Source organism: Geodermatophilus sp. TF02-6, from assembly GCF_003319115.1.
Lineage (GTDB): Bacteria > Actinomycetota > Actinomycetes > Mycobacteriales > Geodermatophilaceae > Geodermatophilus.
Genome location: NZ_QOHF01000012.1, coordinates 109,892 through 126,408 on the forward strand (window position 1 = coordinate 109,892; position 16,517 = coordinate 126,408).

The following is a 16,517-nucleotide window of genomic DNA, read 5'->3' on the forward strand; positions in this document are numbered from 1 at the left end:
GGGGAGTTCCGCGGGTGACGGGAGGCCGCGCGATGGCGGGGGTCCGCTGGCTGACAGCGCTGGTGCCGCTGACCAGCGCCGCGCTGGTGACCACCGGCGTCCTCGACCTCCGTGCCGGCCTGCTGGTCGCCCTGGCGCTCGAGGCCGCTCTCGCCGTCCTCCTGCTGGTCGAGGCCGTGCCGTTCCGGCGGGCGTACCGCGTCGCGCGCCGGACCGGGGCCGGACGGCTCGCGGCCGCCGTCGTCGGGGCCGAGGCGGTCTGGCCGCCGGTGGTGGTCCGCCTGGCGCGGGCGGAGGTCGGGATCCTGCGCTTGCTGTGGTGGGCCGTGCGCCGGCGGGAGGACGTCGGCCCGGGCGACACCGCGCTCGGTTACGCCGGCCGATTCGGTGTGGTGCTCGTCGTCCTGACCGTCCTCGGCGTGCTCGAGACCGGCGTGCTGCACGTGCTCGTCCTGTGGGAGACCGTGCGCTGGGGGCTCGTCGTGGTGTCGGTCTACGCGCTCGTGTGGAGCGTCGGCTTCGCGTCCTCGCCGCGGCAACACCCGCACCTGCTGCGCGACGGGGAGTTGGTGCTGCGCTCCGGGCACCTGCACGCCTTCGCCGTCCCGCTGTCCGGCCTGGTCGCGGCCCGGCGCAGTGTCGTGAGCGACCACCGGCGCACCGTCGTCCACGACGGCGAACGGCTGGTCGTGTCGGTCATGGGCGACCCCAACGTCGAACTGCGCCTCGATCCGCCGGTGCGGGTGGCCGGCCGGGAGGGGCCGGTGGCCCGTGTCGCGTTCTGGGTCGACGATCCGCAGGCCGTCGCCCGGCTGCTCCACGACCGCACCGTCCCGGTCGACCACTGACGTCCCCGCGGGAACGTCGGCCTCTTGAGCCACCTCCATGTGCAGGTTGTCGACCTGCGGTTCTGTCACTCTCTCGGCTCAGCCTTCGAACATGTGTTCGAGGACGAGGAGGGTGTGATGGCCGAGGAGCCCGAGAGCGGGCAGCTGTCGCTGGGTGAGCTTGCGGCCCGGATCACCAGCGGGGCGGTGCGGCTGGCCGCGGCCACCGCGGCCTGGCTGGCGCTGGTCGCGGAGTTCGACCGCCGCGAGGGCTGGGGCGCGGTCGGGATTCGCTCGTGTGCGCACTGGCTGGCCTGGCAGTGCGGGCTGTCCCCCGGCGCGGCCCGCGAGCACGTCCGCGTCGCCCGGGCGCTGACCGTCCTGCCTGCGGTCGCCGGGGCGTTCGCCGCTGGGCGACTGTCCTACGCCAAGGTACGGGCACTGACCCGGGTGGCCGAGCCGGCCACCGAGGCCACCCTGCTGGAGCTGGCGCACCAGCTGACCGCCTCGCAGCTGGAGCGGGTGGTCCGCGAGTGGCGCCGATCCGACCGGGTCGATGACGCGACCGTCGCCGTCAAGCGGCGCTTCGAGCACTACTGGGACGACGACGGGATGCTGCACGTGCGGCTGTGCCTGGACGCCGAGCAGGGGACGACGTTCCTGGCCGGGGTGGAGTCCCTGGCCGAGCGCACCGCCCGCCGGGAGCGGGCCGCCGCCAAGCGGGAGGACGCCCGGCGGGAGCGGGACGCGACCACGCGGGATGGTGCCGATCCGGACGGCGCCGAGCTGGCCGAGGACGACGAGGTGGCTCTGACCCGGGAACGGACGACCGAGCGCCGCTGCGCCGCGGTCGCGGCGCTGGCCGCCGCCGCGGCCGAGGCCGACCGCCGCGCCGGGGACCCGCCGCGGCGGGAGGTGGTGGTGCACGTCGACGCCGCGGTGGTTGCCGAGGACGCCGCCGCCGGCCGCGCCCACCTGGCGGGCGGGCCGGCGCTGCACCCCTCGGACGTGCGGCGCATGCTGTGCGAGGCCACCGTGGTGACCATGCTCGAACGCGGCCGCGAACCACTGGCCGTCGGTCGCGCCCGCCGCCTGGCCACCCGCGCCCAGCGCCGGGCGCTGCACCGCCGCGACGGGGGTTGTGCCCGTCCGGGCTGTGCGGAGACCCGCATCGAGCGGCTGCACGCCCACCACTTGCGGCCCTGGCTGGCCGGCGGGGGCACCGATGTGGCGAACACGGTGCTGCTGTGCGACGTCGACCACGGCCTGGCCCACGACCTGGACCTGAACATGACCCGCCGGGACGGGGTCCTGGTCATCACCACCCCCGATGACCGGCGGGTGTGGGGAGCGGCCGACGTGGTCTTCCACGACGGGGTGGCCGGGCTGGCCGCCGGAGTCGACAACGGGCGGGGCACCGGTGTCCAACCGCTCGACACCACCGTCGCACGCCGCCCGGAGGCAGCGTCGAGGCCGATGGCATCGCCGACCGCAGGCATGACGGCAGCTGGAGGCGCGGAGGCGTCGACACCCGTGTCGTCGCTCACCCGGCTGCTGTTCCCCGACCGGGCACCCGACCTGCCCGACGCGATGCACGCGGGCGGCGAACCGATGGACCTGGCCTACGTCGTCGGTGTCCTGCTGGCCAACCGCGACCTGGAACGCCGCCTCGCCGCCGAGAACGCCGTCCGGCTGACCGCCGTGGCATGACTGGAAGCCGTCGGCGTTCCCGCGGGAACGCCGACGCACGATTGATCAGTGCAGCGGGCCGACCGGCGTCGCCACCTTCATCCGTCGCCAGCGCAGCTCCAACGAGATCATGGCCAGCAGCGCGTTGAGGCCCTTGATCTTGTTGTAGCCGTAGCCAGCGCCCTGCTTGGCGTAGCCATGGGCTTCCCGCATCGTGTCGTCCAGATCCAGGTAGGTGACCTGGTCCGCGCCGGGCAGCAGCGGAGTGCTGTTGGCCAGCGCGGTCAGGAACGCGGCGGCGACGCTGTCGAGCTGGCGGACGTGGCCGAAATCGCCCAGCCCGCAGGACTGCGCCAGCGCCACCACCGGGGCCAGGCCGCCTGCCGACACGAGATTCGGGTCATCGAACATCGCCGACAACGTCGACGAACCGTGAGACAGTCGCATCCAGCGGATGCCCTTCTGTGTGGACCGTTGTGACCTTCGACAAGCCACATCCTTCCTGCTCAGAGGGGCATCCGTGCGTTACGACCCGTCCTCGGCCGCCATTCTGACGGTGGATCCAGGCTGAGGCCGGCTGCCGTGGCCTGACCGCTGACGTTCCTGCGGGAACGCGGACGCCGGTCCGTCAGCGCGGCAGGCCGACCTCGGCGGCCAGCCGCACGACCTCGCCGACCACCCAGACCGCCGGCGGGCGGATCCCCTCGTCGGCCAGCGTCTGCTCCAGCCCGGCCAGGGTGGTGCGCACGGTGCGCTGGGTCGGCGTCGACCCGTCGGCGACGACGGCCACCGGCGTCTCCGGCGCGCGGCCGTGCTCGACGAGCGCCGCGGCGATGGCCGGCGCGGTGTCCACGCCCATGAGGACGACCACGGTGCCCCGCAGCCGCCCGAGCGCGGCCCAGTCGACCAGCGACTGCGGGTGCCCCGGTGGCACGTGCCCGGAGACGACGACGAACTCGTGGGTCAGCCCCCGGTGGGTGACCGGGATGCCGGCCAGCGCCGGGACGCCGATCGCGCTGGTCACCCCGGGCACCACCTCGACCGGGACACCGGCGGCCGCGCACGCCTCCAGCTCCTCCATGCCGCGGCCGAAGACGAACGGGTCGCCGCCCTTGAGCCGCACCACCCGCCGACCGGCCTGGGCGTGCTCGACCAGCAGCGCGTTGATCTGCTCCTGCGCCATGTACCGGCCGCGCGGCAGCTTGGCGGCGTCGATGACCTCGACGTCGGCCGGCAGCGAGGCCAGCAGCGACTGCGGCGCGAGGTGGTCGGCGACCACGACGTCGGCCTGCGCCACCGCCTGCTGCCCGCGCACCGTGATCAGCCCCGGGTCGCCCGGCCCGCCGCCGACCAGGACGACGCTGCCCGGCCGCCCACCCGGGACCTCCCGCGCCGCGCGGTCGCGGATGGTGCCGTCGGTGAGCCCGGCGACGACGGCGTCCCGGACGCCGACCGCCCGCTGCGGGTCCCCGCCGCCGTGCACGCCGACGACGAGGTCGCCCTGCCGGCCCACGGCGGGGGTCCAGACGCTGGACGCCGACCGGTCGTCGGCGCGGGCGCAGAAGAGCCGCGACCGGTCGGCCTCCTCGGCGACCGCGGCGTTGACCGCGGGGTCGTCGGTGGCGGCCACCGCGTACCAGGCGCCGTCGAGGTCGCCGGGTTCGTAGCGGCGGCGCACCCAGGTGACCGCGCCCGGCTCGACCAGCGCCTCCAGCGCCGGGGTGACCTCGGGGCTGACCACGGTCACCCGGGCGCGGGCCTCGAGCAGACCGGCGACGCGCCGGTGGGCGACCTGACCGCCGCCCACGACGACGACCCGCCGGTCGAGCAGCCGCAGGCCGACCGGGTAGACGACCCCGCTCGCGGGGTCGACCGGCGTCGCGTTCACGACTTCTCCGTCACCCCGGCCGAGTCGAAGGTGGCCACCTCGCGCAGCGCCCGAGCCGCGCTGGCGACCAGCGGCAGGGCCAGCAGCGCTCCGGTGCCCTCGCCGAGGCGCAGGTCCAGGCCGAGCAGCGGCCGCAGGCCCAGCGCGCGCAGCGCGAGGGCGTGACCCGGCTCGGCCGAGGTGTGACCGGCCAGCGCGTGCCCCAGCGCCGCCGGGCACAGCGCGGCGGCCACCAGGGCGGCGGAGCCTGCGATGACCCCGTCGAGCAGCACCGGCACCCGCGCGGCCGCGGCACCGATCACGAACCCGGCCAGGGCGGCGTGCTCCAGGCCGCCGACCTCGGCCAGGACGGCCAGCGCGGCCTCCGGCGTCCCGGGCCGTTCCGGTACGCGGGCCACCGCGCGGCCGACGACCTGCACCTTGCGGGCCAGCGTGGCGTCGTCCACGCCGGTGCCGCGGCCGGTCGCCTCGGCCGGGGTGGCGCCGGTGAAGGCGCACACCAGCGCGGCCGAGGCGGTCGTGTTGGTGATCCCCATGTCGCCGGTGACCAGGCAGGCGGAGTCGGCGGCCAGCTCGGTGGCCACCTCGACGCCGACCTCGACCGCCCGCCGCGCCTCGTCGAGGGTCATCGCCGGCCCGGCGGCGAGGTCGGCGGTGCCCGAGCGGACCTTGCGGCGCAGCAGCGCCGGGTTCGGCTCGACGGCGTAGGGGGTGGCCACCCCGACGTCCACGACGACGACGTCCGCACCGAGCTGGGCGGCGAAGGCGTTCACGACCGCGCCGCCGCGGGCGAAGTTGGCCACCATCTGCGCGGTGACCTCCTGCGGCCAGGGGGTGACCCCCTGGGCGTGCACGCCGTGGTCGCCGGCGAAGACGGCGACCACGGCGGGGGTCGGCAGCGGTGGCGGGCAGGCGCCGGCGGTGCCGGACAGCTGCGCGGCGACGTCCTCGAGGACGCCGAGGGAGCCCGGCGGCTTGGTCATCCGGTCCAGGCGGTCGCGGGCGGCGCGCTCGGCGGCGGCGTCGCGCGGGCGGACGGCGGCGACCGTGTCGCCCAGCAGGGTACCGGCGAACGGGACCGGGGCCGGGTCGGGTGGGTTCACGGAGCGGCTCAGCGGATCTCCTCGGGGACGGCGGGGGCCCGCGGCGCCGATGCCGGGGGAGCTGCGTCCTCCAGGATCGCAGCGAGGTCGGCGGCGAAGGCGGCCGAGGTCGCCGGGTCCCGGACGGCGACCCGCAGGTGGTCGGCGTCCAGGCCCGGGAAGGTGTCGCCGCGGCGCACCGCCCAGCCCCGCGCGCGCAGCCGCTCGCGCACCCGCGCGCCGTCGGGTACCCGCAGCAGCACGAACGACGAGCGCGGCCTGCCGACCACCTCGGCCCCGGCCGGCAGCGCGGCCAGCAGGGCGGCCCGGTGGCCGGTCAGCTCCCGCGCCGCCGCCTCGGCCTCGGCGCGCGCGGCGGCGGTCGTGCACGCGGCCAGCGCGGCCAGCGCCGGCGTGGACACCGGCCAGTGCGGCTGGTGCGCGCCCAGTGCGGCCACCAGGTCCGGTGGTCCGAGGGCGTAGCCGACCCGCAGCCCGGCCAGCCCCCACGTCTTGGTCAGGCTGCGCACCACGAGCAGACCGGGCAGGTCACGCCGAGGCGCCAGCGACGCCGGCTCGCCGGGCACGGTGTCGGCGAACGCCTCGTCGACCAGCAGCACCCGCCCCGGCCGGGCCAGCGCCGCGACGTCACGGTGCGGGTGCAGCACCGAGGTCGGGTTGGTCGGGTTGCCGAGCACCACGAGGTCGGCGTCGTCGGGCACGGCGGCGGGGTCGAGCCGGTGGGCCGGTGCGGCCAGGAGCAGCCGCTCGACGGGGTGGCCGGCGGCCCGCAGCGCGGCCTCCGGCTCCGTGAACGACGGGTGGACGACGACCGCGCGGCGGGGCGTGAGCGCCCGCGCGACCAGCGTGAACGCCTCGGCGGCGCCGGCGGTGAGCAGCACCTCGTCGGCTGGCCGGCCGTGCGCGGCGGCGACCGCGGCGCGGGCCGGCCGTGCGTCGGGGTAGCCGGCGGCGTCGTCGAGGGCCGCGTGCAGGACGGCGCGCAGCCACGGCGGCGGCGTCCCCGCGCGGACGTTGACGGCGAGGTCGACCAGGCCGGGCGCGAGGTCGTCGTCCCCGTGGTGGTCCAGGTCCGTCACCCCGCCACCGCCACGGTCACCCGGCCCACGACTGTCCGCCCGACGAGGAGCTGTCCGCCGCCGAGCAGCGCGGCGGCCTCGGCGACCGAGGGTGTGCCCACCGCCGCGGCCACCCGCGCCGACGGGGCGGCCACCGGGACGGCGGCCAGCGCCTCCACCGGGTGACCGGTCAGGGTCCAGCCGCGGGCCGCGGCGGCGGCCACGACCCCGGGTTCGGCGGCGCGGACGTCGAGGGTGGCCAGCCGCACGCCGGCTCGGTCGTCCCCGGCCGAGGACGGTGGTCCTGCCGTGCTCGGCCGTCCGGTCCGCGGAGTGGTCGCCTCGAGCGCTGCCAGGACGGCGTCCACCGCGGCCAGCACCTCCGCGGCGGACACCCCCGGGCGCGCGCCGACGCCGACGACGGTCACGGGGTGGCCCCCTGCGGCAGTGCGGCGAGCAGCTCGGGGGCGTCGCGGGGCAGCGCGCCGTCGGGCAGCAGGCCGAGAGCGCGCAGCCGGGCGCCGACGGTGAGCGCCCACGGCCGGTCGAGCCGGGCGCGGGCGAGCAGGGCGTCGTCGCCGAGGACGTCGGCCGGTGCACCCTGCACCACCGCGCGGTCGACGACGACGGCCACTTCGTCGGCCCAGCGCAGCGCCAGGTCGACGTCGTGGGTGCTCATCACGACGGTGGAACCGGAGGTCTGCAGCCGGTCCAGCGCGGCCAGCGCCTCGGCGACCGCGGACGGGTCGAGTCCGGCGGTGGGCTCGTCGAGCAGCAGCACGCAGGGGCGCATGGCGACCGCGCCGGCGATCGCGACCCGTTTGCGCTCGCCGTAGGAGAGCTGGTGGGTGGGCCGGGCGGCCAGGGCGTCGACGGCCAGCAGCGCCAGCGCCTCGGCGACCCGCTGCCGGACGGCGTCCTCGGGCAGGCCGAGGTTGAGCGGGCCGAACGACACGTCCTGGGCGACCGAGGCGGAGAACAGCTGGTCGTCGGGGTCCTGCAGCACCAGCTGCACCTCAGCCCGGTGCGCCCGCAGGCCGCGGCGGGTGTGCGCCAGCCGCTGCCCGTCCAGCGCCACCGTGCCGGCGGCCGGCTGCAGCGCCCCGGACAGGCAGCGCAGCAGGGTGGTCTTGCCGGAGCCGTTGGCGCCGAGGACCGCCAGCCGGCGTCCGGCCGGGACGGTGAGCGAGGCGCCGTCGAGCACCCGGCGGCCGCGCTCGTAGCCGGCGACCAGGCCCCGGGCGGTCAGCGTGCGGTGGCTCACGCGAGCGCCGTGCCCGCGACGACGAGGCTCAGCGACACCAGCGCGGCCAGCCCGGCGACGCTCGCGGCGAGGAACGCCCGGGACGACGGCAGCGCCTCGGGCAGCACCCGCAGGCCGGTCTCCATGCCGCGGCCGGCCAGCCCCTCCTGCAGCCGGCGGGCGCGGTCCCAGGACCGGGTGAGCACCGCCGCGGCCAGCGCCCCCGACGAGCGGTAGGAGCGCCGCCAGGTCGAGTGGCCCATCCGCGCCGTCTGGGCCTCGCGGATGGTGGACAGGCTGGCCAGCAGGACGAAGAGCAGCCGGTAGGTCACCGCGGCGACCTCCACGACGGCCGCCGGCACCCGCAGCGCGCGCAGCGCCGGCAGCAGGTCCGACACCGGCGTGGTGGTGGCCAGCAGCAGCACCGCGGCGCCGCCGGCCAGCGCGTGCCCCACCAGCGACCCGGCCTGGGCCGCGGCGTCCGGGGCCCAGCCGACGCCGTCACCGTCCACCCGGACCACGGCGGTCAGCGCACCGACGGCGACGAAGGCCAGCGGCCAGCGCACCGCCCGGCCGAAGGTGCGGGCCGGCACGCGGGCCGGGCCGAGGGCGAGGGTGACGGCGGTCAGCCCGACGAGCAGGCTGCCCGGCCAGGCCGGCAGGACCAGCGCGCAGCCGACCAGGCCCAGGCAGAGCAGCAGCTTGTCGGCGGGGGAACGGCGGCGCCAGGCGCTGGCCCAGGCGGCGTCGTCGACGGCCAGGCCGCTCACGTCGCGCCGTCCTCCCGCGCCGGGCCGGCCCGATCGCCGTCCGCCCGCGCCCGCTCGGCCAGCCGGCGGCCGCGCAGCCGGCCCAGCACGTAGCCCAGCACCCCGCCGCCGAGCGCGGCCTGCAGCGCGAACAGCCCCGACTCGACCTCCGACGACGACGGGGTGAACACCGAGGAGAACCAGGGCCGGTAGTCCGGGTCGCCCTGCTCGACGACCGCGGTGACCTGGCTGTCGGTGCCCGAGTAGTCCGACCGGCCCCGGTCGAGCGCCAGCGGGACGGCGAACAGCGCGACCACGCCCAGCACCAGCAGGACGGTGACCAGCCGCCGGCGGCTCACCGGGCCTCCTCCGGCTGGGGCGCGACGACGCCGAGGCGTTCGAGGTCCGGGCGCGCGTTGGCGAGCAGCGCCCGGAACAGCAGCACGCCGAGCAGCCCCTCACCGACCGCGAGCGGGACCTGGGTGAGCGCGAAGACGCCGAGGAACTTCGCCGCCGCACCGGGGAAGCCGGTCGCGGCGTCGGGGTGCGCCCAGGCCAGCTGCAGCGCCGTCGTGACGTAGGTGGCCAGGTCGGCCAGCGCCATGGCGGCGAAGACGCCCGGCAGCAGGCCGCCGCCGAGCCGGCGGGTCAGCCGGTACGCGCCGTAGCCCACCCACGGCCCGACGACCGCCATCGAGAAGGCGTTGGCGCCCAGCGTGGTGAGCCCACCGTGCGCCAGCAGCAGCGCCTGGAACAGCAGCACGACCGTGCCGAGCAGCGCCATGACCGGCGGCCGGAACAGGACCGCGCCGGCGCCGGTGCCGGTCGGGTGGCTGGAGCTGCCGGTCACCGACGGCAGCTTGACCGCGCTGAGCACGAAGGTGAACGCCCCCGCCGCGCCGAGCAGCAGCGTCGACTCCGGGTGCTCGCGCACCTCCCGGACGACGGCGCGGGCGCCGTGGGCGACGAACGGCGCGGCGGCGAGCGTCCAGCCGATCGCGTGCGCCGGCGGCAGGAACCCCTCAGCGATGTGCACGTCCGGCCCCTTCCGGAACGGCGGCCGCGCAGGCCGCGGCGAACCGCTCGGCGAGGACCGGGGAACCGGCCCAGTCCAGGTGCAGGTAGGACGCGTGCACGCTCCCGGAGACGAACCCCTCCGGCCCGGCACCCGACCACTGCCAGGCTGGCGCCGCCCCCGCGGCCGGGGTGACGACGGTGCGGTGGAACTCGTGGCCGCGCACCCGCGTGCCGGCCGGGGCGAGCACGGAGTCGGTGAGCGCCACGGCGGCGCGGTAGCCGAGGGTCAGCCGCGGGGACATGACCGCTTCGGCGTCCAGGACCCCGCACATCGGGACGCCGTCCAGGCTGCGGGCCAGGTAGAGCAGTCCGGCGCACTCGGCGGCGACCGGGCCGCCCCGGGCGGCCAGTGCGGCCACGTCGGCGCGCAGCGCGGCGTTGGCCGACAGCTCGGCGGCGTAGACCTCGGGGAAGCCGCCGCCGACCACCAGCCCCGTGGTGCCCTCGGGCAGCTGCTCGTCGCGCAGGGGGTCGACCGTTCCCACCTCCGCGCCGGCGGCGGCGAGCAGCTCGGCGTTCTCCGCGTAGCCGAAGGTGAAGGCCGCACCCCCGGCGACGGCGATCCGCGGCCGGCCCTCGACCCGGGCCACCTCGGCGGCGGGGTCCCACGGGACGGCGTCCAGGGCGGGGGCCGAGCGGGCCAGCCGCAGGACGGCGTCCAGGTCGACGGCGGCCGCCACCACCGCGCCGAGCCGCCGGACGCTGGTCAGCGCCTCGGCCGACCGTTCGGCGGCCGGCACCAGGCCCAGGTGCCGGGAGGGGGTGGCCAGCTCGTCCAGCCGCCGGATGGCGCCCAGCACCGGCACCCCCGAGCCGCCGAGCGCGTCGCGCAGGATCTGCTCGTGCCGGTCGCTGCCGACCCGGTTGAGCACCACCCCGCCCAGGCGCACCCGCGGGTCGAAGGTGGCGAAGCCGTGCACCAGGGCGGCGACGCTCTGCGCCTGCGCGGAGGCGTCGACGACGAGCACCACCGGCGCGCGCAGCAGCCGGGCGACGTGCGCGGTGGAGGCGAACCCGGGCTCCACCGACGGGTGCGTGGCGCCGTCGAACAGGCCCATGACCCCCTCGACGACGGCGACGTCCGCGGCCCGCGCCCCGTGCAGGAACAGCGGCACCACCCGCTCCTCGCCGACCAGCACCGGGTCGAGGTTGCGCCCGGGCCGGCCCGCGGCGAGGCCGGCGTAGCCGGGGTCGATGTAGTCGGGGCCGACCTTGTGGGGGCTCACCGCGAGCCCGCCGGCGGTCAGGGCGGCGACCAGGCCGGTGGTGACCGACGTCTTCCCGGCGCTGCTCGCCGGCGCGGCGATCACCACGCGCGGGACGGCGGTCATGCGCGCCCCCCGTCGATCATGGGGTTGTTGCCGGCGACACGCGAGGACACGCCGGCCTGGGCGGCAACAAGCCCATGATCACGGCCGACGGGGACGGGCGGGCTCACCACTCGATCCCCCGCTGGCCCTTCTGTCCGGCGTCCATCGGGTGCTTGACCTTGGTCATCTCGACGACCAGGTCGGCGGCCTCGACCAGCTCCGGGTGTGCGCCCCGCCCGGTGATCACCACGTGCTGGCTGCCCGGGCGGCCCAGCAGCGTCTGCACCACGTCGTCGACGTCCACCCACCCCCACGTCATCGGGTAGGTGAACTCGTCGAGCACGTAGAAGCGGTGCGCCTCGGCGGCCAGGTCGCGCTTGATCTGCGCCCAGCCCTCGGCGGCGTCGGCGGCGTGGTCGACCTCGCTGCCCTGCCGCCGCGACCAGCTCCACCCCGAGCCCATCTTGTGCCAGACGACGGGGGCGCCCTCGCCGGTCTGCTCGTGCAGCCGGCCCAGCGCGGTGAGCGCGGTCTCCTCGCCGACCCGCCACTTGGCGCTCTTGACGAACTGGTAGACCGCGACCGGCCAGCCCTGGGTCCACGCCCGCATCGCCATGCCGAACGCCGCGGTCGACTTGCCCTTCATCTCGCCGGTGTGCACCGCCAGGATCGGCCGGTTGCGCCGTGCCCTCGTGGTCAGCCCGTCGTCCGGGGTGACGGCCACCTGTCCCCTGGGCACTAGTCCTCCTCGCTGGCGCTCGTCGGCCGAGTGCCTCGGCATGCTCTGCTCATGGGTGAGCTCGCACGCTCGCTCACCTAGGCCGCCTCCCGCACGCTGCGCACGGTCGCCGCCAGCGACTCGGCGGCCAGCTCCTCCGGCCGCAGCGTCGGCGCGCCCAGCGTGGCCCCGAGCGCCCCGGCCAGGCCCAGCCGCACCGGCCCGCTCTCGCAGTCGACGACGACGCTCGCCGTCCCGGCCGCGGCCAGCAGGGACGCCGCCCGGTGCGCCTCGCCCAGGGCGTCGCCACCGCGCGGCCCCGTCGCCCGGCCGTCGGTGACGACCACGAGCAGCGGACGGCGCCGCGGGTCGCGTACCCGCTCCACCCGCAGCGCCTCGTGCGCGCGCAGCAGGCCGGCCGCCAGCGGCGTGCGGCCTCCGGTGGGCAGCTCGCGCAGCCGGGCCGCGGCGGCCTCCACCGACCAGGTGGGTGGCAGGGCCAGCTCGGCGCCGGTGCCGCGGAAGGTGACCAGGCCGACCTTGTCCCGCCGCTGGTAGGCGTCGAGCAGCAGGGAGAGGACGGCGCCCTTGACCGCGGCCATCCGCGACCGCGAGCCCATCGAGCCGCTGGCGTCGACGACGAACAGCACCAGGTTGCCCTCGCGGCCCTCGAGGGCGGCCTGGCGCAGGTCCTCGCGGGCGATGCGCAGGCCGGGGCCGGTGCGGCCCCGGGCGACCTGGTGCGGCGCGGCGGCCAGCACGGTGCCGATCAGGTGCAGCCTCGTGACCGGGCCGCGCGGTCGCACCGCCCCCACGACGCGCCCGTGGTCCGAGCGCGCGCGCGACCGCCGGCCGGCCGCGCCCGCGCCGGTGCCCGGCACCTCCAGCCGCCGGGCGCGGAACGGGGCGGTCGGCGCCACCGCGGCCCGGTCCGGCGCGGCCCCCGGAGCGCGGTCGCCGTCCCCGGGCATGGGATCCGATACCTGCGTCTCCGCGCCTGAAACGGGTGCATCGCTTCCCATGCCTGGGTCGGGCGGGGGAGGCGCGCCGCCGCCACCGCCGCCGCCGTCGGGGCCGGGGTCCGGGTCGTCCGGGCGGGAGTCCTCCAGCGCCTGCTCGAGGGTCTGCTCGTCCAGGCCGGGCGCGTCGAACGGGTTGCGCCGCCGGCGGTGGGGCAGGGCCAGCCGGGCGGCCACCCGGACGTCGTCCTCGGTCACCTCGTCGCGGCCGGACCAGGCGGCGTGCGCGATCGCGGCCCGGGCGGTGACCAGGTCTGCGCGCAGCCCGTCGACGTCGAAGGCGGCGCACACGGCGGTCACCTGACGCAGGGCGTCGTCCCCGAGCACCACCCGGGGCAGCCGCTCACGGGCCGCGGCGATCTGCCGGGCCAGCTCCGACTCGGAACCGGCCCAGGCCGCGGCGAACCCCGCCGGGTCGGCGTCGAAGGCGAACCGTCGGCGCACCACCTCGGCGCGCTCGGCCGGGTCCCGGGGCGCGGCCACGTCGACGGTCAGCCCGAACCGGTCGAGCAGCTGCGGGCGCAGCTCGCCCTCCTCCGGGTTCATCGTGCCGACCAGCAGGAACCGCGCCGCGTGCCGCACCGACACGCCCTCGCGCTCGACGTAGGCGGTGCCCAGCGCGGCGGCGTCGAGCAGCAGGTCGACCAGGTGGTCGTGCAGCAGGTTGACCTCGTCGACGTAGAGCACGCCGCGGTGCGCTGCCGCGAGCAGGCCCGGCTCGAAGGCCTTGACGCCCTTGGTCAGGGCCCGCTCGAGGTCCAGCGAGCCGACGACGCGGTCCTCCGACGCGCCGACCGGCAGCTCGACCAGCCGCGCCGGGCGGGTTCCCCCTGGGGCAGCGGCGTCGTGCGGCCCGTCGGGGCAGGCCGGGTCCGGTGCGGCCGGGTCGCAGGCGAACCGGCAGCCGGCGACGACGTCCACCGGCGGGAGGACGGCGGCCAGCGCGCGCACCGCCGTCGACTTGGCCGTCCCCTTCTCACCGCGGACGAGGACGCCCCCGACGGCCGGGGAGACGGCGTTGAGCAGCAGGGCCAGGCGCATGTCGTCCATGCCGACGACGGCGCCGAAGGGATAGGTCACCAGACCTCAGGTCCTCTCCCCGGGTGTCCGCGCCCGGAGGTGGCAGGGACGACGGCGGGAGTCTCCTGGCTCCCGGATCAGCGTCCGGCCCCGGCCTTCCCGCCCCGAGGGGCAGTGGCCGTCGGCGGGGTCGGACTCCCCGGTCACAGTGGCGGGACCGCGCCGGACTCGCACCGGGCTTCCTCCACTGCCGTCGCTGTGGCGGCGTCATTCGACCACGGCGCGACGGCGGGCCGACAGCCCCCTCTGCCGTTCCCTCCGCCGGACGCCCCTCGGACGGGATCACTTGACGAGGCGGAAAGGAACCGCCATCCTTTCCGCTGTGGAAAGCAACGACCTGACCGACCCCGCGGCCGCGGCCGCCGACCTCACCGCGCTCCGGGACGCCCGGGAGGCCCTGATCGAGCGGGTGCAGCCGCCCTGGTGGTACTCCCCGGCGACCGGCGTCGTGGTCTTCCTGCTGCTGGGCTCGATCTCCCTGCACGGCGTGGGGCCGTGGCAGTTCGTCGCCAGCGGACTCGGCCTCGCCCTGCTGTGGTGGCTCGTCGCCGCGTACAAGCGCAGCACCGGCGTGTGGGTCAGCGGCTTTCGACCCGGTCGCACGCGGCGGACCATCCGGGTCTGGGTGGCCGGCTACGCCGTCGTGGTCGCGCTCGCCGCTCTGGCCGAGTTCGGATTCGGCTGGCGCGGGGCCATGGCGGTCGCCGGCGCCGTCCTCGGGGTCGTCCTCCACTTCATCAACGACTGGTGGATGCGCGTCTACGCCGCCGAGCTGCGGGAACAGCCGTGACCACCGTGGCGCCGCGGTTCGACGTGGTCATCCACCCGCCGCCGCGGCTGCAGGTCTGCGGCCTGCTCGCCGCCGTCGACACGATGGACTTCGCCACCGTGCGCGACAGCCTGGGGGTCAGCGACTCGGTGCTGTCCAAGCACGTCAAGCAGCTGGAGGAGGCCGGGTACGTGCGGGTCCGCAAGGCCACCCGCGCCTCCCGGATGCGCACCAGCCTGGCCCTGACCGCCGCCGGCCGGGCCGCCTTCGACGCGCACGTCGCCGAGCTGCGCCGGATCACCGGCGGCTAGGAGAAGGACCCCTCTGCCCCCCACCGGAGAAGGACCCCGTCCTCCTCACCCCTCGCAGGCTCGGGGTGAGCCTCGGGACGGGGCCGCGGCGGGACCCTGCAGAGGGGCCGTGCCCGGGAGGGGCCGCCGGGCAGGCTGGTGCGGCGGGCAGAGTGGTGGGGGTGGGCGGGACGGGGCGGATCGTCCGGGTGGCGGACGCGGCGCTCGTCGCCGTCGCCGCGCTGGCTGCCACGCTGGCCTTCGACGTCCTCGACCTGCCATCGCCGTCGCTCTTCGGCGGCCTGGTCGCCGGCCTGGTGCGCGGCCTGGCCGGCCGGTGGCGGCCAGCCGTCCCGCGCCCGGTCACGACGGCGGCCCAGGCGCTGATCGGGATCTCCATCGGGGCGCTGGTCGACCTGGGGACGCTGGCCGCGATCGGGCGGAACTGGCTGCCTGTCCTGCTGGTCACCGCCGGCACGCTCGTGCTGACCGTCCTGGCCGGGCTGCTCATGCGCCTGCAACCGGGGATCAGCCCGGTGACCGGCGCGTTCGCGATGATCGCCGGCGGCGCGTCGGGCGTCACCGCCATGGCGCGGGAGCTGGGCGCCGACGACCGGATGGTCGCCGTCCTGCAGTACCTGCGGGTGCTGATCATCGTCGTCCTCATGCCGATCGCGGCGACGGCGCTGTTCGGCGCGGCACCCGGCTCCGGGGGGACGACGGTCGACGACGCCGGCCCCGGCTGGCCGGCCGGGCTGCTGTTCGCGGCGGTCTGCCTGCTGGCCGGGGTGCCGCTGGCCCGCCTGCTGCACGTGCCCGTGCCCGCGCTGCTCGGGCCGATGCTGGTGGCAGCGACGCTGGACCTCAGCGGGCTGTCGCGGGAGGCGCAGGTGCCGGCGCCGCTGGAGGTGGCGGCGTTCCTGGTGATCGGCCTGATGGTCGGCCTGAACTTCACCCGCGAGAGCCTGCGCACCATCGGGCGGGCGCTCCCGCTGGCGCTGGTGCTCATCCTGGGCCTCATCGCGGCGTGCGCGGGCCTGGGCGGGGTGCTCGCCGCCACCACCGGGGCCAGCGCGCTCGACGGCTACCTGGCCACCACCCCCGGCGGGCTGTACGCGGTGCTCGCCACCGCCCAGGACGGCGGCGCCGACGCCACCTTCGTGCTCGCCGTCCAGGTGCTGCGGCTGTTCGTGATGCTGCTGTCGGCGCCGCTGCTGGCTCGCTGGCTGCGCCGCGCCGGCTGACGGGGAGTCCGCGGCGTCGTCGGGCGCTGCGCGCCTACCCTTGCCGGGGCGCCAGGGAGGTGGGGGAGCTGTCCGAGGACACGACCGGCAGGGACGTCGGCACGCAGGACATCGGCACGGAGGATGTCGGCACGGAGGACGTCGGCACTGAGGACGTCGGCACGGAGGACGCCGGCACGGAGGACGCCGGCACGGAGGACGCCGTGCTGCTCTTCGTCGGCGGCCCGCTCGACGGGCGGGTGGAGATCCGGGAGGCGCGGCACGGTGAGCCGCTGCCGACGATCACCCACGTCCACCTGCACGGCGGCCCGAAGGTCGTGCACCGCTACGACCTGACCACGCTCACCGGCACCTCGGGGATCTACACCGTCCGACCGCGGCAGAACGTCCGCGACCGGTCGGTCGCCGACTGACCGGAGCCCTCCGATCCGTCACCCCGGATGGCTGACGGAT

General features: G+C 77.0%; 18 protein-coding genes and 1 riboswitch. Of the genes, 6 read left to right on the plus strand and 12 right to left on the minus strand.

What is annotated here, in order from left to right:
* Positions 1 to 14: 14 nt before the first annotated feature.
* Together DQ238_RS12735 and DQ238_RS12740 are read left to right on the plus strand one after the other, a co-directional pair.
* Positions 15 to 848: a hypothetical protein gene (locus DQ238_RS12735; protein WP_147263065.1), complete on the plus strand. Its 834-nt coding sequence runs from the start codon at positions 15 to 17 to the stop codon at positions 846 to 848.
* Between the two features lie 117 nt (positions 849 to 965).
* Positions 966 to 2,537, plus strand: coding sequence for an HNH endonuclease signature motif containing protein (locus DQ238_RS12740; RefSeq protein WP_199506321.1), 1,572 nt, complete (start codon positions 966 to 968; stop codon positions 2,535 to 2,537).
* A gap of 45 nt (positions 2,538 to 2,582) precedes the next feature.
* Here DQ238_RS12740 and DQ238_RS12745 read toward each other — a convergent pair whose 3' ends face one another.
* The 12 genes from DQ238_RS12745 to DQ238_RS12800 all read right to left on the minus strand — a co-directional run bounded on the left by DQ238_RS12745 (position 2,583) and on the right by DQ238_RS12800 (position 13,761).
* On the minus strand, positions 2,583 to 2,927 hold the full coding sequence (locus DQ238_RS12745) for a hypothetical protein (RefSeq protein WP_199506322.1): 345 nt from the start codon (positions 2,925 to 2,927) through the stop codon (positions 2,583 to 2,585).
* 217 nt (positions 2,928 to 3,144) lie between these two features.
* Complete coding sequence (gene cobA / locus DQ238_RS12750; protein ID WP_113781636.1) at positions 3,145 to 4,404, minus strand: uroporphyrinogen-III C-methyltransferase; 1,260 nt, start codon at positions 4,402 to 4,404, stop codon at positions 3,145 to 3,147.
* Positions 4,401 to 5,507 carry a nicotinate-nucleotide--dimethylbenzimidazole phosphoribosyltransferase gene (cobT, locus tag DQ238_RS12755; RefSeq protein ID WP_233495927.1) on the minus strand — a complete coding sequence of 369 codons (1,107 nt, stop codon included), beginning with the start codon at positions 5,505 to 5,507 and terminating at the stop codon, positions 4,401 to 4,403. Before cobT ends, cobA begins: the two co-directional genes overlap by 4 nt.
* Before the next feature lie 8 nt (positions 5,508 to 5,515).
* Entirely contained in the window at positions 5,516 to 6,586 is a 1,071-nt protein-coding gene (gene cobC, locus DQ238_RS12760) for an Rv2231c family pyridoxal phosphate-dependent protein CobC (RefSeq protein WP_113781637.1), read from the minus strand.
* Entirely contained in the window at positions 6,583 to 6,993 is a 411-nt protein-coding gene (locus tag DQ238_RS12765) for a cobalamin biosynthesis protein (protein ID WP_113781638.1), read from the minus strand. Before DQ238_RS12765 ends, cobC begins: the two co-directional genes overlap by 4 nt.
* Positions 6,990 to 7,829: an energy-coupling factor ABC transporter ATP-binding protein gene (locus DQ238_RS12770; RefSeq protein ID WP_113781639.1), complete on the minus strand. Its 840-nt coding sequence runs from the start codon at positions 7,827 to 7,829 to the stop codon at positions 6,990 to 6,992. Before DQ238_RS12770 ends, DQ238_RS12765 begins: the two co-directional genes overlap by 4 nt.
* Positions 7,826 to 8,578: a cobalt ECF transporter T component CbiQ gene (gene cbiQ / locus DQ238_RS12775; RefSeq protein WP_113781640.1), complete on the minus strand. Its 753-nt coding sequence runs from the start codon at positions 8,576 to 8,578 to the stop codon at positions 7,826 to 7,828. Before cbiQ ends, DQ238_RS12770 begins: the two co-directional genes overlap by 4 nt.
* Positions 8,575 to 8,916 carry an energy-coupling factor ABC transporter substrate-binding protein gene (locus DQ238_RS12780; RefSeq protein ID WP_113781641.1) on the minus strand — a complete coding sequence of 114 codons (342 nt, stop codon included), beginning with the start codon at positions 8,914 to 8,916 and terminating at the stop codon, positions 8,575 to 8,577. The genes cbiQ and DQ238_RS12780 overlap by 4 nt, the downstream gene beginning before the upstream one ends.
* Positions 8,913 to 9,593: an energy-coupling factor ABC transporter permease gene (locus DQ238_RS12785; protein WP_113781642.1), complete on the minus strand. Its 681-nt coding sequence runs from the start codon at positions 9,591 to 9,593 to the stop codon at positions 8,913 to 8,915. Before DQ238_RS12785 ends, DQ238_RS12780 begins: the two co-directional genes overlap by 4 nt.
* Positions 9,580 to 10,965 carry a cobyrinate a,c-diamide synthase gene (locus DQ238_RS12790; protein ID WP_199506323.1) on the minus strand — a complete coding sequence of 462 codons (1,386 nt, stop codon included), beginning with the start codon at positions 10,963 to 10,965 and terminating at the stop codon, positions 9,580 to 9,582. The genes DQ238_RS12785 and DQ238_RS12790 overlap by 14 nt, the downstream gene beginning before the upstream one ends.
* Before the next feature lie 103 nt (positions 10,966 to 11,068).
* Entirely contained in the window at positions 11,069 to 11,683 is a 615-nt protein-coding gene (gene cobO / locus DQ238_RS12795; RefSeq protein ID WP_113781643.1) for a cob(I)yrinic acid a,c-diamide adenosyltransferase, read from the minus strand.
* Positions 11,684 to 11,760: 77 nt separating this feature from the next.
* Positions 11,761 to 13,761 (minus strand): putative cobaltochelatase, encoded by a 2,001-nt coding sequence (locus DQ238_RS12800; RefSeq protein WP_199506324.1) that lies wholly within the window; start codon positions 13,759 to 13,761, stop codon positions 11,761 to 11,763.
* A 58-nt stretch (positions 13,762 to 13,819) separates the two neighbouring features.
* A riboswitch (cobalamin riboswitch) is annotated at positions 13,820 to 13,946 on the minus strand.
* Positions 13,947 to 14,083: 137 nt separating this feature from the next.
* Here DQ238_RS12800 and DQ238_RS12805 point away from each other — a divergent pair.
* The 4 genes from DQ238_RS12805 (at position 14,084) to DQ238_RS23775 (ending at position 16,477) form a co-directional block, all read left to right on the plus strand.
* Entirely contained in the window at positions 14,084 to 14,551 is a 468-nt protein-coding gene (locus tag DQ238_RS12805; RefSeq protein WP_113781645.1) for a hypothetical protein, read from the plus strand.
* Positions 14,548 to 14,841 carry a transcriptional regulator gene (locus DQ238_RS12810; RefSeq protein WP_113781646.1) on the plus strand — a complete coding sequence of 98 codons (294 nt, stop codon included), beginning with the start codon at positions 14,548 to 14,550 and terminating at the stop codon, positions 14,839 to 14,841. The genes DQ238_RS12805 and DQ238_RS12810 overlap by 4 nt, the downstream gene beginning before the upstream one ends.
* A gap of 161 nt (positions 14,842 to 15,002) precedes the next feature.
* A complete protein-coding gene (locus tag DQ238_RS12815; RefSeq protein WP_113781647.1) occupies positions 15,003 to 16,064 on the plus strand; it encodes an AbrB family transcriptional regulator in 1,062 nt (353 codons plus the stop codon).
* A 59-nt stretch (positions 16,065 to 16,123) separates the two neighbouring features.
* The gene (locus DQ238_RS23775; RefSeq protein WP_233495928.1) at positions 16,124 to 16,477 is read left to right on the plus strand and encodes a hypothetical protein; all 354 of its coding nucleotides are present in this window, start codon (positions 16,124 to 16,126) and stop codon (positions 16,475 to 16,477) included.
* The last annotated feature ends 40 nt before the right edge of the window (positions 16,478 to 16,517 follow it).

Coding starts and splice junctions, on each gene's coding strand:
- DQ238_RS12790 (WP_199506323.1), bottom strand. CDS start 10,965: ATGACCGCCGTCCCGCGCGTGGTGATCGCCGCGCCGGCGAGCAGCGCC.
- DQ238_RS12740 (WP_199506321.1), top strand. CDS start 966: ATGGCCGAGGAGCCCGAGAGCGGGCAGCTGTCGCTGGGTGAGCTTGCG.
- DQ238_RS12745 (WP_199506322.1), bottom strand. CDS start 2,927: ATGTTCGATGACCCGAATCTCGTGTCGGCAGGCGGCCTGGCCCCGGTG.